A 16947-nucleotide genomic window follows, 5' to 3' on the forward strand; every position below is an offset into this window, starting at 1 on the left:
GCAGATGGAACGCATGGTGCGCAGCAACGGGATCACGTTGTGGTGCGAGGACTTCGGCGATCCCGCCGACCCGGCCGTCCTGCTCGTGATGGGCCTCGGCGGGCAGGGCACGTCGTGGAACGAGTCGTTCTGCTCGGCGTTGGTCGAGGGCGGCAGGTACGTGGTGCGCTTCGACAGCCGCGACACCGGCCGGTCCGACAGCGTCGACTTCACCGCCTCGCCGTACACGATGACCGACATGGCCGCCGACGCCGTGGGTGTGCTGGACGCGCTCGGCATCGGCGCGGCGCACGTGGTCGGCGCGTCGATGGGCGGCATGGTCGGGCAGGAGATGGCGATCGAGCACCCCGCTCGCGTGTTGTCGCTGACGTCGTGGATGTCCAGCCCGGACACCGTCGACCCGGTGACGATGGACTGGCGGACGTTGCCGGGCAGGCGGCCGGAGGTCGTCGCGATCGCCGCCGAGATGGCCACCAGTCCGCCGAAGTCCCACGCGGAGCACGTCGACTTCATGGTGCGGCTGGCCCGCACGGTCACCGGCAGCGGCACGGAGTTCGACGAGGACGCGGTGCGCCGCCTCGTCGAGAACGATCTCCAGCGCGCTCCGTCGAACAACGGCACGACGAACCACAGCCTCGCCGCCGCGGGCTCCCGCGACCGCCGGGAGTTGTTGCGCGGCTTGACTCTCCCGGTTCTGGTGCTGCACGGCACCGAGGACCCGATCGTGCCCTTCGAGCACGCCGAGGAGATGGCCCGCCTGGTGCCGGGGGCGCGGCTGGTGCCGTTGACCGGGGTCGGTCACGAGATGCCGCGCGCCCGGCAGGGCCAGATCGTCGAGGAGATCCTCGCGCACACCGGCTGAACCGGACGGCACGCGCTCAGCGGGCGAGCCACTCCGCGAGGCTCGTCGGCGCCACCTCGCCACCGGGGCCGGGCCGCAGCGAGTTCGGCCCGAGGAGCGCGCCGAAGTACCGCGCACCCGGGTCCGTGACGACCTGGCGCGCATCGGCTCGGGCGGTGAGCACGGCGCGGACCCACTCGTCGAGCCCGAACGCGTCCGGCCCGGCGATCTCCAGCACCCCGTCCAGGGGATCACCCGCCGCGGTCCGGCCCACGACGTGGGCGACGTCCTCGGCCGCGATCGGCTGCACGCCCCCGCCGGACAGCCGCACCGTGCCGTTCTCCGTGGCGGCGTCGGCGATGCTGCCCGCGAACTCGAAGAACTGGGTGGCCCGGACGAGCGAGTGGCGCAGCCCGGACTCGGTGATCAGCCGCTCCTGGGCCACCTTCGCGCGGAGGTACCCGGACTCCGGCAGGCGGTCGGCACCGACCACTGACAGCGCCACGTAGTGGCCGACCCCGGCGCTCCTGGCGGCCTCGACCAGGTTGGTGGTGGCGGTGCGGAAGAAGCGCATCACGTCGTCGTCGGCGAACGAGGGCGAGTTCGACACGTCGACCAGCACGTCGGCGCCCCGCAGCACCTCCTTCACACCCTCCCCGGTGAGCGTGTCGACCCCGCTCGTCGGGGAGGCGGGCACGGCGTCGTGGCCGTGCTCGTCGAGTCGGGTAACCACCTTGGAGCCGATGAGCCCGGTTCCGCCGATGACAACGATCCTCATGGCCTTCGTCCCTTCGTGAGCCCGCTGACGCGCGGGCGTTCACGAGCTAGGACAAGGCAGCGGTCGCGGTTGTGACGGGACCCGGTCACACCGCGCCGAACGCGGTGATCTTGTCAGGGTTGACCAGCCACAGCACCTGGTCGATCCCCGCCTCCGAGGCCGTCACGGTCACCACCGCGTAGGTCTTGCCTTCCCGGCGCAGCGCGACCGCCGCCTGCCCGTTCGCCTCGACGAACTCGGTTTCCGCGCCGCGCCAGAACTCCGGGCCCCATCCGGCGACGACCTTCGACAGGGTGGCCGCGCCGATCAGCGGGACCCGCGCGGCGCGCGCCTTGCCGTTGCTGTCGGAGTAACTCACCACGTCCTCGCTGAACAACCGCTCCAGACCGGCCAGGTCACCGGCCTCCGCGGCGGCCACGAACGCGGCCAGCAACCGCCGCTGCTCGGCCGCCCCCACCCGCGCCCGCCGCTCGCCCGCCAGCCTCTTGCGCGCGCGGCTGACCAGCTGCCGCGCCGCGACCTCGGTGGTCCGCACGATCTCGGCGATCTGCGGGTACGGGTAGTCGAACGCCTCGCGCAGCACGTACGCCGCGCGTTCGGTCGGAGTGAGCTTTTCCAGCAGCGCCAACACCGCCAGCTCCAGCACCGCACCCCGCTCGGCCCCGAGCTGCGGGTCGGCGGAGGTGTCGACGGGCTCCGGGAGCCAGGGCCCCACGTAGGTCTCCCGGCGGGCCCGCGCGCTCTGGCTCTCGTTGATCGCCAGCCGGGTGACCGCCGTCGCCAGGTACGCCGCCGGGTTCACCACGGCCGCGCGGTCGGCGGCCTGCCAGCGCAGCCAGACCTCCTGCACCAGGTCCTCGGCGTCGGCGACGCTGCCCGACATCCGGTACGCGATGCCGAACAGCCTCGGCCGCACCTCCGCGAACACCGACTCGGCCTGGTCGAGCTGCGTCATCGGGCTCTCCGTTCTCTCGCCGATCACCGTAGCGAGCCGGGGTTCCCGGCGCGGGTCAGCATGACCCGGGTCCCTCGCGCGTGCTCCAGTGCCTTACGCGGGCACGGCCATCCACCGATCCTCGCACACCTCCGTTCCCTTACGCCCCTTGACTTCCAGCGTCACAGCTTCAATGGGCAATTCACCCTGATGTTCCGTAACGGTGCCTGATCAGGGTCGATCCATTTCGGCGGGATGAAGCTCGGTATCCCCTGCTCGAAAACGATCACCCAATCCTGTTCGTGCATCACATGATGGTGATACACGCACAGGAGAACAAGGTTGTTCAGGTCGGTCGGCCCGCCGTCGATCCAATGCACCACATGATGAGCTTCCGTCCATGCCGGAGGCCGATCACAACCCGGGAAGGCGCATCCCTTGTCCCGCACGGCAAGGGCTCTGCGTTGGGCGGGTGAGGCGAGTCGTCGTGTGCGTCCGTAGGCGAGGGGTTCGCCCTCTCCGCCGAGGACGATGTGGGCGAGGTCGGCGTCGCAGGCGGTGTGCTGGGCCAGTCCCGGGGACACCGGCTGCCCAGTGTCGGTCCGAGCGCACCCGGTCTTGTCCGCCAGGTTGTCCGCGTCCATCGTCACCACCAGCAGGGAACGCGGCAGACCCGGGATGTCGCGGGCGGTCATCGCGATCGTCATCGCCTCAACGAACGCATCAGCCAACCGCTGCTCGAACGTACGCGGGTCCTTCTCCCCATCCACCGACCTGGGCTTGGACAACGCCAACAAGAAGTTGAAAATCTTCTCACCATCGAGCGGACCCACCATGGCACTGAAAGACAGGCTCCCGTCCTTGTCCCGGAACATCCGCGCCGCACGCCGCGCAATCGCGTCCTTCTCATCGCGGTAGACACCATCGGGGTCGACCACGGTCCGCACGTATTTTCCGGCGCGCATGAGGAACTGCGGGTCCAACGTCGACGCCACATCAGCCAACACCCGATCCGCATCCGCCACATACTCCGACGGGAGACGCTTGATCGCATCCGAGATCACCAACGCATGCTCGCCACTGATCTCCCCGGCATACATCGCGTCGCGGGTGTGGGGGAGATTCGGCAACTCCCGCACCAACCTCGTGCGCCGCTTCGCCTCACTCGGGTGGATCTTCAGCTTGCCGCACAACAGCATCGCCAGGTCTTTACACCCGTAGGTGGCGTGCAGGACACGGTCATCAGCCTGAGTGTTGGCGTCGGTTTTCACCGCGGTCAGGAGCCTGCCGATCGTCTCCAACTCCAGCAGGAACTCCAGGTGCTCGTTCTCGGGCAACTGGTAGGAGTCGTTGGCCGCCAGCTGCGCGGCGAGTAGATCCTTGATTGCCTTGGTATCCAACATGATCACACCTCCCTCCAGTGCGGATACCTCCACTCAATCACAACTTCTCAGGATGTCAAATCGGTGCCACACAAGGAAAAACCCAGGCGCCGCCCCACCGCAGGCCGCCCACGAAACGGTCGGCTTTACCTGGGGAGCGCGTGCCATACGCTTCCCGCGAGGGCCGGGGTTCCATCCCCGTGCCCCTGAAAGGCCCAAGGGCACGCGCAAGGGGCCCCAGGTCAAGCCGACCCCACGCTGGTACCGACGCGAGCTGGAAGCCCAGCCGACCACGCTGGAAGCCCAGCCACATAAGCAGGAAACCCAGCCCCCAGCCGGAAACCCAGCCCACGAACGCTGCAATCACGCGGCGAACCAACACCGTGCCCCTATCGTGGACCCATGGTGACTTCAACCGAGGTGCGTGCGCGGGTGACGGCGAGCTTCGACCTGCCCTCCTGGCCCAACCCGCACGCCGACGGAGCACCCGCACGCGACGAGGAGTACACACGAGTCACCAACCCGGAGCGGTACGAGATCGTCCACGCCCGCGCCCGGCTCTGGGCCGAGCACCTGGGCGAGCTCCCCGGGGTCTCGGTCGAGGACGGGGTCCGGATCACCTCGTCGCGGCCGGGCGCGCTGTCCCTGTTTCTGTTGACCGACAACGTTCCCGTGACCGATGCCGAGGATGCCACGCTGGCCGTGCTGCGCGTCGCCGTGGCCCGCCCGGACCTGGTGATCACGACGTTGCCCGACTGCGGGTGCGACGCGTGCGACTGGGGCTCGGCCGATCTGCTCGACGCGATCGACGAAGCGATCGTCAGCGTCATCGGCGGGCCGTTCGTCGTGGTGCGCGGCCCGGGCTGGCAGGCGCAGTGGTACCCGGGCGGCGGGGTTTCCGGTGGCGGCACGGACCACGCCGTGGCGATCGACCTGTGCCGTCGCCTCGCAGCGGGCGAAGACGTCCGGTTGCCGGACGGTGCCGAGGCGTTCGTCGGCCGCCCCTGGTTCGGCTGAGCTAGAACACGCGGAAGAACCAGTTGACGAACGGGACCATCAACAGCACCGGGATGAGGAGTGTGAGGTATGGCAGCACGTCCAGCGTGAAGTGCTTCGCGGTGGCCATCGACAGCACCCCGCGCGCTCGGTCGTGGTCGGCGCTCACGTGGTTCTCCGACGCCTCGACGGCGATCTCGTACTCCTTCTGGAGTTCGACGTAGCGCTGCGTCAGCTCGTCCGCCCCGACGACCCGGGGAAGCCGTTCCGCCATCAGGGAGATCTGCTGGATCCGCTTGTAGCTGGCCTCCATCGCCCGCGCCCGCGCACCGTAGTTGACGCTGGACACGACGAGGGAGACGACGAGGGACAGCACGGCGAGCACCACCATCAACGCGTTCCCGCCCGCACCGTACATCTTGGGTTCGACCAGCTGCCCGGTCGAGGCGATGGTCGTCGAGGTGGACAACGAGATGAGCGAGGTGTTCCACGAGACGTGCATCCGGGTCAGCCGCCGGTGGGCCTGCACCCGGGCCAGGTACGTCTTGTACGACCGGTCTTCGAGCCGCTTGACGTCTTCCAGCACCAAAGAAGGATCTCCTGTCAGCAAAGGGAAAACTCCGACATTCCGGGGAAGTGCCGTTCCCACTCCCGTTGTGTGATCCCCGGACGCGCCACCGCGCACACGTGCTCGACCGCACGCTCGATCCTGATGTCCCACACCCGAACGGTCCGATCGTTGCTGCCGGAGATCACCCTATGCCCATCGGGGTGGAACACCACCGTCCCCACGTGCGAGGTGTGGCCGGTGAGAACGGCCAGCGCCCGCGGCGCGCGAGGATCGCTGATGTCCCACAGCCGCACGGTCTTGTCGGCGCTGGAGGTCGCGAGGGAACGGCCGTCCCGGCTGAACGCGACCGCGTACACGATGTCGGTGTGGCCGTTGAGGACGGAGAGGGCGGTGGCGCGGCCCGGTTCGGTCAGGTCGAGCAGGCGCACCGTGTTCGCGTCGACAGCCGCCATCGTCCGGCCGGTCGCACTGAAGCCGCCGTTCGGCACGGTGTGATCGGCCCCGAAGGGGAACGGCAGCTCCCGGGCGCTCAGGAGATCCGCGACGTCCCACAGCTTGGTGCCGCTGTCGTCGTTGCCCGCCGCGAGGACGCGACCGTCGGAGCTGAACTCCAGCGACCAGACAACTCCCTGGTGCCCGTCGAGGTCGGCCAGCGCGCGCGGATTCGCCCGGTCGGTGACGTCCCACGCCTTGACGCTCCGATCGCTTCCGGTGGCCAGCACCCCGCCGTCCGGGCGGAACGCCAGGGAGGTGACCTCGTCCCGGTGCGCCGTGAAAGCCGCCGCGCGCCGGGGCGCGGCCGGGGTGGCGACGTCCCACAGGCCGACCATGCCGTCGTCGCTCGCGGTGGCCAGGGTCGCGCCGTCCGGGCTGAACGCGACCCTTCTGATGAAGCCGCCGGTACCGGGGATGGTGGCGATCAGCCGTCGATCACCGACGTGCCACAGCTTCGCCGTGCCGTCCCAGCTCCCGGTCGCCAGCACCTGGCCGTCCCCGCGCAGCGACAGCGAGGAAATGACGTTGGTGTGCCCCATGAACGGGAACTGGCGCAGGTCGTGCAGCCGCACCGACCGGTCGTCCTCCCCGGTCACCAGCAGCGCGCCGTCCTGCCCGAACACCGCGCCCCAGATGCCGCCGGGGACGGTGATCAGGCTCCTCACCCTGCTCGGGTCGGTGACGTCCCACAGCCTGGTGCCGTCCCCGGTCGAGGCCATCGTGCGGCCGTCCGGGCTGAACGCCACGGACCAGACGATCCCGCTGTGGTCGGTGAGCGTGGCCAGGTTGCGCGGCCGTTCGGGATCGGCGATGTCCCACAGGCGCACCTTGTGGTCGAAGTTGGCGGTGGCCGCGGTGCGCCGGTCGGGGCTGAACGCGATCGCCGCGACGGCGTCACCGTGCTCGCCGAGCACACCCGCCGGTCGCGGTGCGCGGGGATCACCGACGTCCCACAGCCGCACCTGGCGACCGCCCGCGGCGAGCCACTTCCCGTCGTGGCTGAAGGCAAGGGACGAGAGCCAGCCGACTTCTCCGCGCACCGTCGCGAGCCGGGTCGGTGACCGCGGATCGGCCACGTCCCACAGCCGCATCATGCCGTCCTCGCCCGCAGTGACGACGGTCCCACCGGCCGGGTCGAGCACCGCCGAGCGGATCCGAGCCGGTTCGCCGAGGGTGGCGACGCGGCTCGGGCTCGCCGGATTTCCCATGTCCCACAACACAACCGAGCGGCTTTCCGTGGTGGCCAGCAGCCGCCCGCCCGCGCCGAGCGCGACCGAGCGCAGGCCCTCCGCGTGCCGCAGCGCGGCGAGCTCGCGCGGACGCAGGATGTCGCTGACGTCCCACACCCGCGCGGTGCGGTCGCCGCTGCCGGTCACCAGCGTCCGGCCGTCCGGGGTGAGCGCGTTCCCGGAGAGGTCGCCGGTGTGCCCGATCAGCCTGCTGGAGTACGGGTCGGCGGCGACGCCGAGCAGCGTGTCGCGGGTCTCCGGGCCGGGCGCGAGGCGGTGCGCCGCCAGGCTCAGCTGCCGCGCGAGCGCGGGGTTGTTCCGACGCAGCGCCTCGGCGTCCCCGGCGGCTTTCCGCGCGACGGCGGTGTTGCGCTGCTCGGCCACGTCCCGCCCGGCGTTGATCGCGTAGATCGTGGACGACCCGGCCACCACGAGCAGCACCGTGAGCAGCGCGACGAGCTGCCGCAGCCTGCGGGTCCTCCGGCGGACCGAGGACAGCTCGGCGGCCTCGGCGGCCGAGCTCGCGCCGAGGAACTGACGCTCCTTTGTGGACAGTTCGTGCGGGCAGTCCCGCGCGATCGCGAGGCGGGCACCCCGGTAGAGGCTGCCGGGATCGCGGCCCAGCGCCTCCCACGCGTCGGCGGCCTCGGTGAGCTGGCGGTGCACACGCAGGCCCGCGCGGTCGTCGGCGAGCCACTCGCGCAACCGGGGCCAGCAGCGGATCAGCGCCTCGTGCGTGATCTCCACGCTGTCCTCGTGCAGGGTGAGCAGCCGCGCCCGCGCCAGCCGGTCGAGCACGGCCGCGGTGTCCGGCTCGGCCGGGTCCAGCTCGTCGAAGCGGACGCGGCGCTTGGTGTCCTCCGTGCCGTCACCGGGCGCGACCAGTCGCAGGAACAGGCTCCTCGTACGCCGCTGCTGCCCGGAATCCATTGCCGCGTAAAGGGATTCCGCGGTCTGCGCGAGCGCGTGGTCGATCCCGCCCGCGGCGTGGAACCCGGCGAGGGTGAGCGTGTGGCCGCGCCGACGCCGCCAGGTCTCCAACAGCGCGTGGGACAGCAGCGGCAGCACTCCGGCCTGGCCGTTGGTCTCCGCGATGAGGGTGGCCAGCAGCGCGCCCTCGACTGCGCAGTCCGCGCGCCGCGCGGGCTGGACGATCGCGCTGCGCAGCTCGTCGGTGGTCATCGGCCCCACCGGGAACTGCGCGTCGCGGAGCGCTTCGGCCAGGCCGGGCTGGCCCGTGCAGTGCGCGTAGAAGTCGGCGCGGACCCCGAGCACCACTCGGCACCGGCTGTTCTCCTCCGTCGTCGCGGTGATCAGCGCGGTGATGAAGCGCGCCCGCTCCTCCGCGCTGTCGCAGAGGGTGAACACCTCCTCGAACTGGTCGACGACGAGGGTCAGGTCCGCGAGGTCGGGCCGCCCGGTGAGCGCCTCGCGCACCACCCGGTGCAGTGCGCGTGGATCGTCGGCCAGCTCCTGGCGTAATCGCCCGGAGGACACACCGGCGAATCCGGCGAGCTGGATCGCGCATTCCTCCAGTGGCCGCGCTCCGGGCACGAAAATCGCGACCGGACCGCGGGTCGCCGGTACGAGCCCGGCCCGCAACAGCGAGGACTTCCCCACCCCGGACGCGCCGAAAACCGCGAGGAACCGCCGTTCCCCGAGCCGGTCGAGCAACTCGCCGGTGAGCTTTTCCCGGCCGAAGAACCATTCGGCGTCCTCGGGTCCGAACGCCGTCAGTCCCACATAGGGCGAGACGACGTCGTCCCATTCTTCGGTATCCGCGTCCTCCACCGTCTCCTCGGCCGCGCGCACCGCGGCCGCGACCTCGTGCCAGCGCCGGTCCCATTCCTCGGGGTCACCGCCGCAGGCCCGCGCGTAGGCCACGGTCACGTCGAGGCTCGGCAGCTTCCGCCCGGACGCCGCGTCCGACAGCGTCGTGGCGGAGTAGTGGGCCAGCCGCGCCAGCTCCCGGTAGGGCGGGCTCCCGGCGCGGACCCGCAGTTTCCGCAGGTCGACGGCGAACTCCGTGAGCGTGGAGCCGTCCGTGTCGAGTGGTCGCTCGGACCGTGGCATCGCGTGTCGCCCCCTGTGTGTCGGCGGCCCATTGTCCAGCCGTTGTTGTCCGGCGTCCACGACGTCGATACCGGACAACCTGATTGCGGTAAACCGATTCCCGTGTCGCACAACGGATTTCCGACAGGGGAATTCAGGCAAGGGGAGAAAGAAATGAAACGCAGTGTCGTTCTGTTCCTGCCCGCGCTGATGCTGCCCGCGCTGGTCGCGGCGGCGGGAATGGCCTCGGCCGCGCCGGTGGAACCCGGTCCGCGGCCCGCGGTGACCGCCGAGGTCGCTCAGTGGACGCTTTATCCGCACGGCGCGTGGCCGAGCTACGAGGGGTGCGCCCTCGCGGGCAACAACGGCATCGCCGCCGGCCGGTGGTCGGAGTTCTACTGCGAGGCGTTCTCGTTGGGCTGGCGCCTCTGGTACCGCTAGACCGCACCCGCCCCCGGGTTCACGAGCCCGGGGGCGGGTGGTCGTCCTTGCGGAGCAGGCTGGTGAGTTCGTCGCCCTCGCTCGCGCTCAGCGGGTGCCGCAGGTGTTCGGCGAGCGTGACGCCGTGGAGGTCCGCGGCGGTCTCGACGAGAACGCACAGGGTCGCCGTGGCCGCGCGGGACCGGATGGCGCCCGCGATCACGGTCGCCGCACCGCAGAGCAGAGCGGGCCACCACCAGACACCGAGCACTCCGTACAGCACGGCCCAGCCGTTGAGCGTGCTCGCGGCGACGTAGGACGCCTGGGCCGTGGCGATGTCCACGCGGAGCGGCTCCGGAAGCACCGTCCAGAGGCGCGGCCAGGCCACGGTCAGGTCCAGCCCGTAGGCCCGCCGGACGCGCACGGTGCCCGCGAGCCAGCGATCCCCGATCCAGGTGGGTCGCTGCGGGAACTCCAGTGCGATGGCGTCACGGCGGGCGAGCGCGTCCGCGATCTCCGGGCCGCTGACCACGACGTCCTCGCGCGTCTCGGCGCGGATCGCTTCCGCCACCAGGGAATCGGCCTCCTTCGACGCCGTCCGCCATCGCCGTTGCCGCCAGCCGACGAGCCATCGAGCTGGTCGGCGGCGACCGCGCGTCATCCACAGTCGGCGGACCACGGCGCCCAGCCCGGTGGCCGCCAACCCCGCCACCGCGCTGGCCAGGAGGAGCCCGACGATCACGAGCACGACCGCTCCCGTGCCGTGCGGACGCGTTGCCCAACGGTTGATTTCCTCAATCAGCGCACGGAAATTCAGCGCGCCGTGGTTGTGCAGCCGCGCCGCCACAACGGCGGTCGCCACCCACAGCGCGCCGGGCAGGACCAGCAGGGTGAGCCAACGTTCGGCGAGCTTCTTGCTCAGCGACTCCAGGAACGCGGTCACCCGCTGACCACCTTCACCGGCGTCAGCGGGTCAGCCGTGAGCGAGCACTCGGGCGCGCCGTCAGCACGCACCTCGACCCGGCCGCACGGATGCGCGTGCGGACAGCGCCAGCCGTGGGCGACCCGAACCCCGGACGCGGCGCCGGGCAACGGTTGGAAACGCCGATCAGTACTGGTGAGCCCGTCGATGCCCGCGGCAGCCGCCGCCTCCTCCACCGCGTCGAGCACCCGCGTCAGCGCGTCCGGATCGGCGCCCGCGCGGACCGCGTCGGCCAGGGCGTCCCAGTGCTCGGCGGGCAGCCCGGCATCGTCGAGCACCGCCGACAACCCGGGATCTCGCGCCAGGTTCAGGCACAGCCGCCCGAGGCGTTCCTTCACCATCAGAACTCCCTCCCCCGCCTCACCCACACGAGTACCGTACTCAGACGACTACCGTCCGCGTTCGGGCTTTGGGGGGCACGTGTGACGAACGAGGCCGACCGAATACCCGCGGAGGCCGATTGGGCACTGCTGAGACCGGGCTGTGGTCCGGGCTTCAGCGCGGTGTTGATCATCGCCTTCATCGTCACCCGGGTCGTGGGCGGCCCGCAGTGGCTGGCGATCACGCTGGTGGTGCTGACCAGCATGAGCATCGGCGGCGGACTCGGGTTCCTGGTGTCCCTCTACGCGATCGGCATGCTCGTCCACGCGACGTGGGGGACGTGGTGGCTCCTGCTCCCGGTGGCGTTGCTGATCATCAGGCCGCACAGGGTGATCACGACCAGGGCAGCAGCGCCTTTCGACCACGCCAGGCTCTGGCGGCACGCTCGCAAACTGCACACCCAAGCCATCCGTTCCAAGCGCCTGGACAAGGTCAAGGCCAGCGTCTCGGTGTTCAGGCAGGTAGTCGCGGTTACCCCGCTGACGCACCCGGATCGGCCGAAGTACCTGATAACCCTGTGCGACGCACTGATACTCCTGGCCAACAGCGTCGACGACGTGGAGCTCGTCGAAGAAGCCGTGCGGGTCGGCCGCGACGCGATCCGCCTCACGGCGCCCGATGATCCGTCGCGGACCACGTACCTGGCCGTCCTCGCCCGCGCCCTGACGATCCTGTACACCCGGAACAGGGACGAGGAAGTGCTGGAAGAGGCGGTGCGATGGGTCAGGGAAGTGCTCTCCTCCGCTCCCGGTGACGACGGTTCCAAGGTCGGCGAGCTGCCGGATCTGGCGTTCCCGCTCTACCTCTGGTTCGAGCTCACCGGGGACTGGACCATCCAGAAAGAGCTGGTGCGGATCACCCGCGCCGTCCTAGCCGCGACCGACCGCGAGGACCCGATGCGGATCGAGCGCATGGCCAACCTCGTTGCGGCCCTCGCGACGGAGGATTCGCGCTCCGCGAACACGGCCGCGTTGGAGGAGGCCATCGCGGTGGGCCGGGAAGCCGTCGCCAGCGCGGACGTGCGGGCCGATCGCCCACTTCGAGCCATGTGCTTCGCCAACCTCAGCACCGCGCTCCAGATGCTGGGCAGGCGAACCGGTGACGTGGCCGTGCTCCGCGAGGCCGTCGAGTTCTCCCGGCGGGCGGTCGACGCCACCCTCGACGACGATCCCGGGCTGGGCAGACGACTCGCCGCGCTCAGCGCCGCGCTGCAACGCCTCGGCGAACGCGACGACGACGAACAGGTGTGGGAGGAAGCCGCGCGAGTCGGCAGGCGCGCTCTCGCCATCCTGCCCGGGAACAGCACCGAACGGAGCCTGGTGTCAGTTCCCCTCGTCAATGCGTTGCTGCACTTGGGGTTGGCGGAGGAGGCGCACGAAGTGCTCGGCCGCAGCGTGGCGATCGTGGGGCAACCGGCGGCGCGCCGCATCGCCGCGCTGCGGATGGCGGCCGACCTGGAGCTGCGCGCCGGTGATCTCCGCCAGGCGAAGGCGAAGGTGGAACTGGCCGTCACGCTGATCCCGCGCGTGGCCTCGCCCCGACTCGACTGGGCCAACCGCGGCGACCAGGCCAGCGCCCTCACCGGGTTGGCCACCACCGCGGCGGCGGTGTTCGTGGCGGCGGGCGAGCCGAACCGCGCGGTGGAACTGCTCGAACAGACCCGGGGGATCGTGCTGGCCGACCTCCTCGACACCCGCGGCAGTCTCACCGCGGTCCGAGCGACCGATGCGAAGCTCGCCCGCAAGTTCGCCGCCGTTGGCAAAGCGATCGAGCGAGCCGAAGATCCCGACGAGCGCGCCGAGCTGAACCGGCGCTGGACGGAACTCCTCGCCCGCATCCGCGAACTCCCCGGGCACGCCGACTTCCTGCTGACGCCCTTGATCGCGCAACTCCGCGGTGAGGCAAGGGAAGGGCCGATCGTCTACGTCACCGCGCACCGGGAGAGCGGGCACGGGCTCATCCTCGTCGACGACCCTGATCAGCCGGTCCGCGTCGTCAAGCTCCCGGAGTTCACCCACGAAACGGCCGCGGAGCAAGCAGATCTCCTCCGCGACGCCCGGCGAACCGCCTCCGCCTCGAACCGAACGGCCGCCGAACGCGTTGCGGCGCAAGAGAAAATGCTTCGAGTGCTCGGGTGGCTGTGGGACGCGGTCACCGAACCGATCCTGGCGGAGCTCGGCCACGACGCCACCCCACCCGCCGGAGAGCCCTGGCCGAGGGTCTGGTGGTGCCCCGTCGGGATCACCGCCTCCCTGCCGCTGCACGCCGCCGGACAGCACACGCGGCGGTCCGGCGACACAGTGCTGGATCGAGTAGTTTCCTCTTACACACCAACGATTCGCGCGCTCGGTCACGCGCGCGCCTCCGGCCGGGCGAGCCGGTCGCCGTCGATGCTGATCGTGGCCGTGCCCGACGCGCCCGACAGTCCCCCGCTGGTGGGCGTGACCCGCGAAGCCGAACTCCTCCAGGAGCTGTTCCCCAACGCGGTGCGACTGCCTCACCCGACCCACGACGACGTCGCGGAAGCGTTGGGGCGCCACAGGATCGCGCACCTCGCGTGCCACGGCGTCGCCGACCTGTCCGCGCCCGCCGAGAGCAGGCTGCTGCTGCACGACCACCTCGACCGGCCGCTCAGCGTCGCCACCATCGCCAGGCTGCGCCTCGAACACTGCGAGCTGGCGTACCTCTCCGCGTGCAGCACCACCGACACCACGCGCTGGCACGCCGACGAGGCCACGCACATCACCACCGCGTTCCAGCTGGCCGGGTACCGCAGTGTGATCGGGACGCTGTGGCCAATCAACGATCACGCCGCCACAGTGGTGGCCGCGGACTTCTACACGCGCCTGGCTGGCGACACCGACGTTGCGGCCACGGCCCTGCATCACACGATCCGGCGCCACCGCGACCGTTACCCGAGGCTGCCCACCCAGTGGGCCGCCTACCTGCACACCGGCACGTGAAACGGCCCCCGGGCAAGAACCCGGGGGCCGCTTTCGGTGCTGGGATCAGGAAACGTCGTAGCGGTCCAGATCCATGACCTTCGCCCACGCGGCGACGAAGTCGCGGACGAACTTCTCCCGCGCGTCATCGCTGGCGTAGACCTCGGCGACGGCGCGCAGCTCGGAGTTGGAGCCGAACACCAGGTCCACGCGGCTGCCGGTCCACTTGACCTCGCCGGTGGCGCGGTCGCGGCCCTCGAAGGTCTCGGCCTCCGAGCCGGAGCCGGAGGTCGGCTTCCACTCGATCTCCATGTCGAGCAGGTTCACGAAGAAGTCGTTGGTCAGCGACCCCTTCTCCGCGGTGAACACACCCAGCTCGGACTGCTGGAAGTTCGCGCCGAGCACGCGCAGACCGCCCACGAGCACGGTCAGCTCCGGCGCGCTGAGGGTCAGCAGGTTCGCGCGGTCGACGAGCAGGAACTCGGCGGGCAGCCGGTGTCCCTTGCCGCGGAAGTTGCGGAACCCGTCCGCGGTCGGTTCCAGGGCGGCGAAGGACTCCACGTCCGTCTGCTCCTGGGAGGCGTCCGCGCGGCCCGGGGTGAACGGGACCTGGACGTCGACGCCGCCGCGGCGGGCGGCCTGCTCGACGGCCGCGGAACCGGCGAGCACGATCAGGTCGGCGAGCGAGATCTGCTTGCCGGAGGCGGAGAACTCCGCCTGGATGCCTTCGAGGACACCCAGCACGCGGGCCAGCGTGTCGGGCTCGTTGACCTCCCAGGAGCGCTGCGGCTCCAGGCGGATGCGGGCGCCGTTGGCACCGCCGCGCTTGTCGCTGCCGCGGAAGGTCGAGGCCGAGGCCCACGCCACCGAGACCAGCTCGGAGACCGACAGGCCGGAGTCGAGGACCTTGGCCTTGAGCGCGGTCACGTCCGCGTCGTCGACCAGCTCGTGGGTCACCTCGGGGATGACGTCCTGCCAGAGCAGCTTCTCCTGCGGCACCAGCGGGCCGAGGTAGCGCTGCAGCGGGCCCATGTCGCGGTGGGTCAGCTTGAACCACGCGCGGGCGAACGCGTCGGCGAACTCCTCCGGGTTCTGGTGGAAGCGCCGCGAGATCGGCTCGTAGATCGGGTCGAAGCGCAGCGCCAGGTCGGTGGTGAGCATGGTCGGCGGCCGGTTCAGCTCACCGCTCTCCGGGTCCGGCACGGTGTTCGCGCCCCCGCCGTCCTTCGGCTGCCACTGGTTGGCACCGGCGGGGCTCTTGGTCAGCTCCCACTCGTAGCCGAAGAGGTTGTCGAAGAACCCGTTGCCCCACCTGGTCGGCGTGGAGGTCCAGGTGACCTCCAGGCCGCTGGTGATGGCGTCGCGGCCCTTGCCGGAGCCGAAGGAGTTGCGCCAGCCGAAGCCCTGCTCCTCCAGCGGGGCGCCCTCGGGCTCGGCGCCGACGAACTTGTCGGCGTCGGCCGCGCCGTGCGCCTTGCCGAAGGTGTGGCCGCCCGCGATCAGCGCGACGGTCTCCTCGTCGTTCATCGCCATCCGGCCGAAGGTGTCGCGGATGTCGCGCGCCGCGGCCAGCGGGTCCGGGTTGCCGTTGGGGCCCTCGGGGTTGACGTAGATGAGGCCCATCTGCACCGCGGCGAGCGGGTTCTCCAGGTCGCGCTGGCCGGTGTAGCGCTCATCGCCGAGCCAGGTGCGCTCCGGGCCCCAGAAGACGTCCTCGTCCGGCTCCCACACGTCGGCGCGGCCACCGGCGAAGCCGAAGGTCTTGAGCCCCATGGTCTCCAGCGCGCGGTTGCCCGCGAAGATCATCAGGTCGGCCCAGGAGACGGTGCGGCCGTACTTCTTCTTCACCGGCCACAGCAGGCGGCGGGCCTTGTCCAGGTTCCCGTTGTCCGGCCAGCTGTTGAGCGGGGCGAAGCGCTGCATGCCCGCGCCAGCGCCGCCGCGGCCGTCCTGGATGCGGTAGGTGCCCGCGCTGTGCCAGGCCATGCGGATCATGAACGGCCCGTAGTGGCCGAAGTCCGCGGGCCACCACTCCTTGGAGGTGGTGAGCACCTCGTCGACGTCCCTGGCCAGCGCGTCCAGGTCGACGCCGAGGAACGCCTCCGCGTAGTCGAAGTCCTCGCCCATGGGGTTGGCCACGGCGGGGTGCTTCCGGAGGATCTTCAGGTTGAGCTGGTTCGGCCACCAGTCACGGTTGCCGCCGCCCTCGGTCGGGTGGTTGAAGCGGCCTGCCGAGACCGGGCACCCGCCCGCGGCTTCCTCGTTCATCTCGCCAACAACGGCGTTGGGGCTGTCAGCCACGCGAATCCTTCCGGGAACTTGTCGTGGTGCTTGTCGTGGTGGTGGAGGAGCAGTCGGGGCACAGGCCCCAGTAGAGGACCTCGGCCTCGTCGATGACGAAGCCGTGGTGGTCGGATGCGCTCAGGCAGGGCGCCGCGCCGACCGCGCAGTCCACGTCGGCGATGACCCCGCACGAGCGGCAGACGACGTGGTGGTGGTTGTCGCCGACCCGCGCCTCGTAGCGGGCCACGGAGCCCGGCGGCTCGATGCGCCGCAGCAGACCGGCCGTGGTCAACGCGCGCAGGACGTCGTAGACGGCCTGGTGGGACACCGCGCCGAGGTCCTCGCGGACGACGCCAATGATCGTGTCGGTATCGGCGTGCGGATGCGCGTGCACCGCGTCCAGGACCGCCAGCCGGGGGCGCGTCACGCGCAGGTCGGCCCCGCGCAGCAGGCGCTCGAACTCGGCGGTGGTGGGCACGGCCGCAGTCTCGCCCGTTTTCTTGAATGAGTCAAGTTCAGCCAGTCAAACGTTCGAGTGACCCACACCGTGCCTTGCAAGCCCCCGCCCGGTCCCGCAAGCCCCGCCCGCACTCCGCCCACCAAGTAAACTCAGCCCATGCACTCCACCCGCCCGCACACCCCAACCCCCGCGGGCGCCGTC

The 16947-nt window shown here is 70.7% G+C and carries 13 protein-coding genes; 4 read left to right on the forward strand and 9 right to left on the reverse strand.

All coding sequences use genetic code 11. From position 1 onward, the window contains the following. The first annotated feature begins 4 nt into the window (after positions 1–4). Complete coding sequence (locus tag NLX83_RS29900) at positions 5–862, forward strand: alpha/beta fold hydrolase (protein WP_254238554.1); 858 nt, start codon at positions 5–7, stop codon at positions 860–862. Between the two features lie 16 nt (positions 863–878). Here NLX83_RS29900 and NLX83_RS29905 read toward each other — a convergent pair whose 3' ends face one another. The 3 genes from NLX83_RS29905 to NLX83_RS29915 form a co-directional block, all read right to left on the reverse strand. Beyond that, the gene (locus NLX83_RS29905) at positions 879–1619 is read right to left on the reverse strand and encodes an SDR family oxidoreductase (RefSeq protein ID WP_254238555.1); all 741 of its coding nucleotides are present in this window, start codon (positions 1617–1619) and stop codon (positions 879–881) included. 85 nt (positions 1620–1704) lie between these two features. Beyond that, positions 1705–2574, reverse strand: coding sequence for an RNA polymerase sigma-70 factor (locus NLX83_RS29910; protein ID WP_254238556.1), 870 nt, complete (start codon positions 2572–2574; stop codon positions 1705–1707). A gap of 161 nt (positions 2575–2735) precedes the next feature. Continuing rightward, the gene (locus NLX83_RS29915; RefSeq protein ID WP_254238557.1) at positions 2736–3989 is read right to left on the reverse strand and encodes an HNH endonuclease signature motif containing protein; all 1254 of its coding nucleotides are present in this window, start codon (positions 3987–3989) and stop codon (positions 2736–2738) included. Between the two features lie 348 nt (positions 3990–4337). Here NLX83_RS29915 and NLX83_RS29920 point away from each other — a divergent pair, with 348 nt between their 5' ends. Continuing rightward, entirely contained in the window at positions 4338–4952 is a 615-nt protein-coding gene (locus tag NLX83_RS29920; protein ID WP_254238558.1) for a DUF6226 family protein, read from the forward strand. Position 4953: 1 nt separating this feature from the next. On the opposite strand, the gene NLX83_RS29925 is transcribed toward NLX83_RS29920, so the two are convergent. Then, the gene (locus NLX83_RS29925) at positions 4954–5517 is read right to left on the reverse strand and encodes an SLATT domain-containing protein (RefSeq protein WP_254238559.1); all 564 of its coding nucleotides are present in this window, start codon (positions 5515–5517) and stop codon (positions 4954–4956) included. A 17-nt stretch (positions 5518–5534) separates the two neighbouring features. Further along, on the reverse strand, positions 5535–9299 hold the full coding sequence (locus tag NLX83_RS29930) for an nSTAND1 domain-containing NTPase (protein ID WP_254238560.1): 3765 nt from the start codon (positions 9297–9299) through the stop codon (positions 5535–5537). 153 nt (positions 9300–9452) lie between these two features. Between NLX83_RS29930 and NLX83_RS29935 the strand changes: the two genes are divergently transcribed. Beyond that, positions 9453–9719, forward strand: coding sequence for a hypothetical protein (locus NLX83_RS29935; RefSeq protein ID WP_254238561.1), 267 nt, complete (start codon positions 9453–9455; stop codon positions 9717–9719). A gap of 19 nt (positions 9720–9738) precedes the next feature. On the opposite strand, the gene NLX83_RS29940 is transcribed toward NLX83_RS29935, so the two are convergent. Together NLX83_RS29940 and NLX83_RS29945 are read right to left on the reverse strand one after the other, a co-directional pair. Next, positions 9739–10641, reverse strand: a complete 903-nt coding sequence (locus NLX83_RS29940; RefSeq protein WP_254238562.1) for a hypothetical protein — start codon at positions 10639–10641, stop codon at positions 9739–9741. Beyond that, the gene (locus NLX83_RS29945) at positions 10638–11021 is read right to left on the reverse strand and encodes a hypothetical protein (RefSeq protein ID WP_254238563.1); all 384 of its coding nucleotides are present in this window, start codon (positions 11019–11021) and stop codon (positions 10638–10640) included. Before NLX83_RS29945 ends, NLX83_RS29940 begins: the two co-directional genes overlap by 4 nt. Positions 11022–11102: 81 nt before the next feature. Between NLX83_RS29945 and NLX83_RS29950 the strand changes: the two genes are divergently transcribed. Continuing rightward, positions 11103–14024 carry a CHAT domain-containing protein gene (locus NLX83_RS29950; protein ID WP_254238564.1) on the forward strand — a complete coding sequence of 974 codons (2922 nt, stop codon included), beginning with the start codon at positions 11103–11105 and terminating at the stop codon, positions 14022–14024. Positions 14025–14069: 45 nt separating this feature from the next. Here NLX83_RS29950 and katG read toward each other — a convergent pair whose 3' ends face one another. Both katG and NLX83_RS29960 read right to left on the reverse strand, forming a co-directional pair. Continuing rightward, entirely contained in the window at positions 14070–16304 is a 2235-nt protein-coding gene (gene katG / locus NLX83_RS29955) for a catalase/peroxidase HPI (RefSeq protein WP_254238565.1), read from the reverse strand. After that, the gene (locus NLX83_RS29960; protein WP_254238566.1) at positions 16297–16764 is read right to left on the reverse strand and encodes a Fur family transcriptional regulator; all 468 of its coding nucleotides are present in this window, start codon (positions 16762–16764) and stop codon (positions 16297–16299) included. The genes katG and NLX83_RS29960 overlap by 8 nt, the downstream gene beginning before the upstream one ends. Positions 16765–16947: the final 183 nt, after the last annotated feature.

Source organism: Allokutzneria sp. A3M-2-11 16, from assembly GCF_024213555.1.
Classification (GTDB): Bacteria; Actinomycetota; Actinomycetes; order Mycobacteriales; family Pseudonocardiaceae; genus Allokutzneria.

Coding starts and splice junctions, on each gene's coding strand:
- NLX83_RS29910 (WP_254238556.1), bottom strand. CDS start 2,574: ATGACGCAGCTCGACCAGGCCGAGTCGGTGTTCGCGGAGGTGCGGCCG.
- NLX83_RS29905 (WP_254238555.1), bottom strand. CDS start 1,619: ATGAGGATCGTTGTCATCGGCGGAACCGGGCTCATCGGCTCCAAGGTG.
- NLX83_RS29920 (WP_254238558.1), top strand. CDS start 4,338: ATGGTGACTTCAACCGAGGTGCGTGCGCGGGTGACGGCGAGCTTCGAC.
- NLX83_RS29935 (WP_254238561.1), top strand. CDS start 9,453: ATGAAACGCAGTGTCGTTCTGTTCCTGCCCGCGCTGATGCTGCCCGCG.
- NLX83_RS29945 (WP_254238563.1), bottom strand. CDS start 11,021: ATGGTGAAGGAACGCCTCGGGCGGCTGTGCCTGAACCTGGCGCGAGAT.
- NLX83_RS29930 (WP_254238560.1), bottom strand. CDS start 9,299: ATGCCACGGTCCGAGCGACCACTCGACACGGACGGCTCCACGCTCACG.
- NLX83_RS29900 (WP_254238554.1), top strand. CDS start 5: ATGGAACGCATGGTGCGCAGCAACGGGATCACGTTGTGGTGCGAGGAC.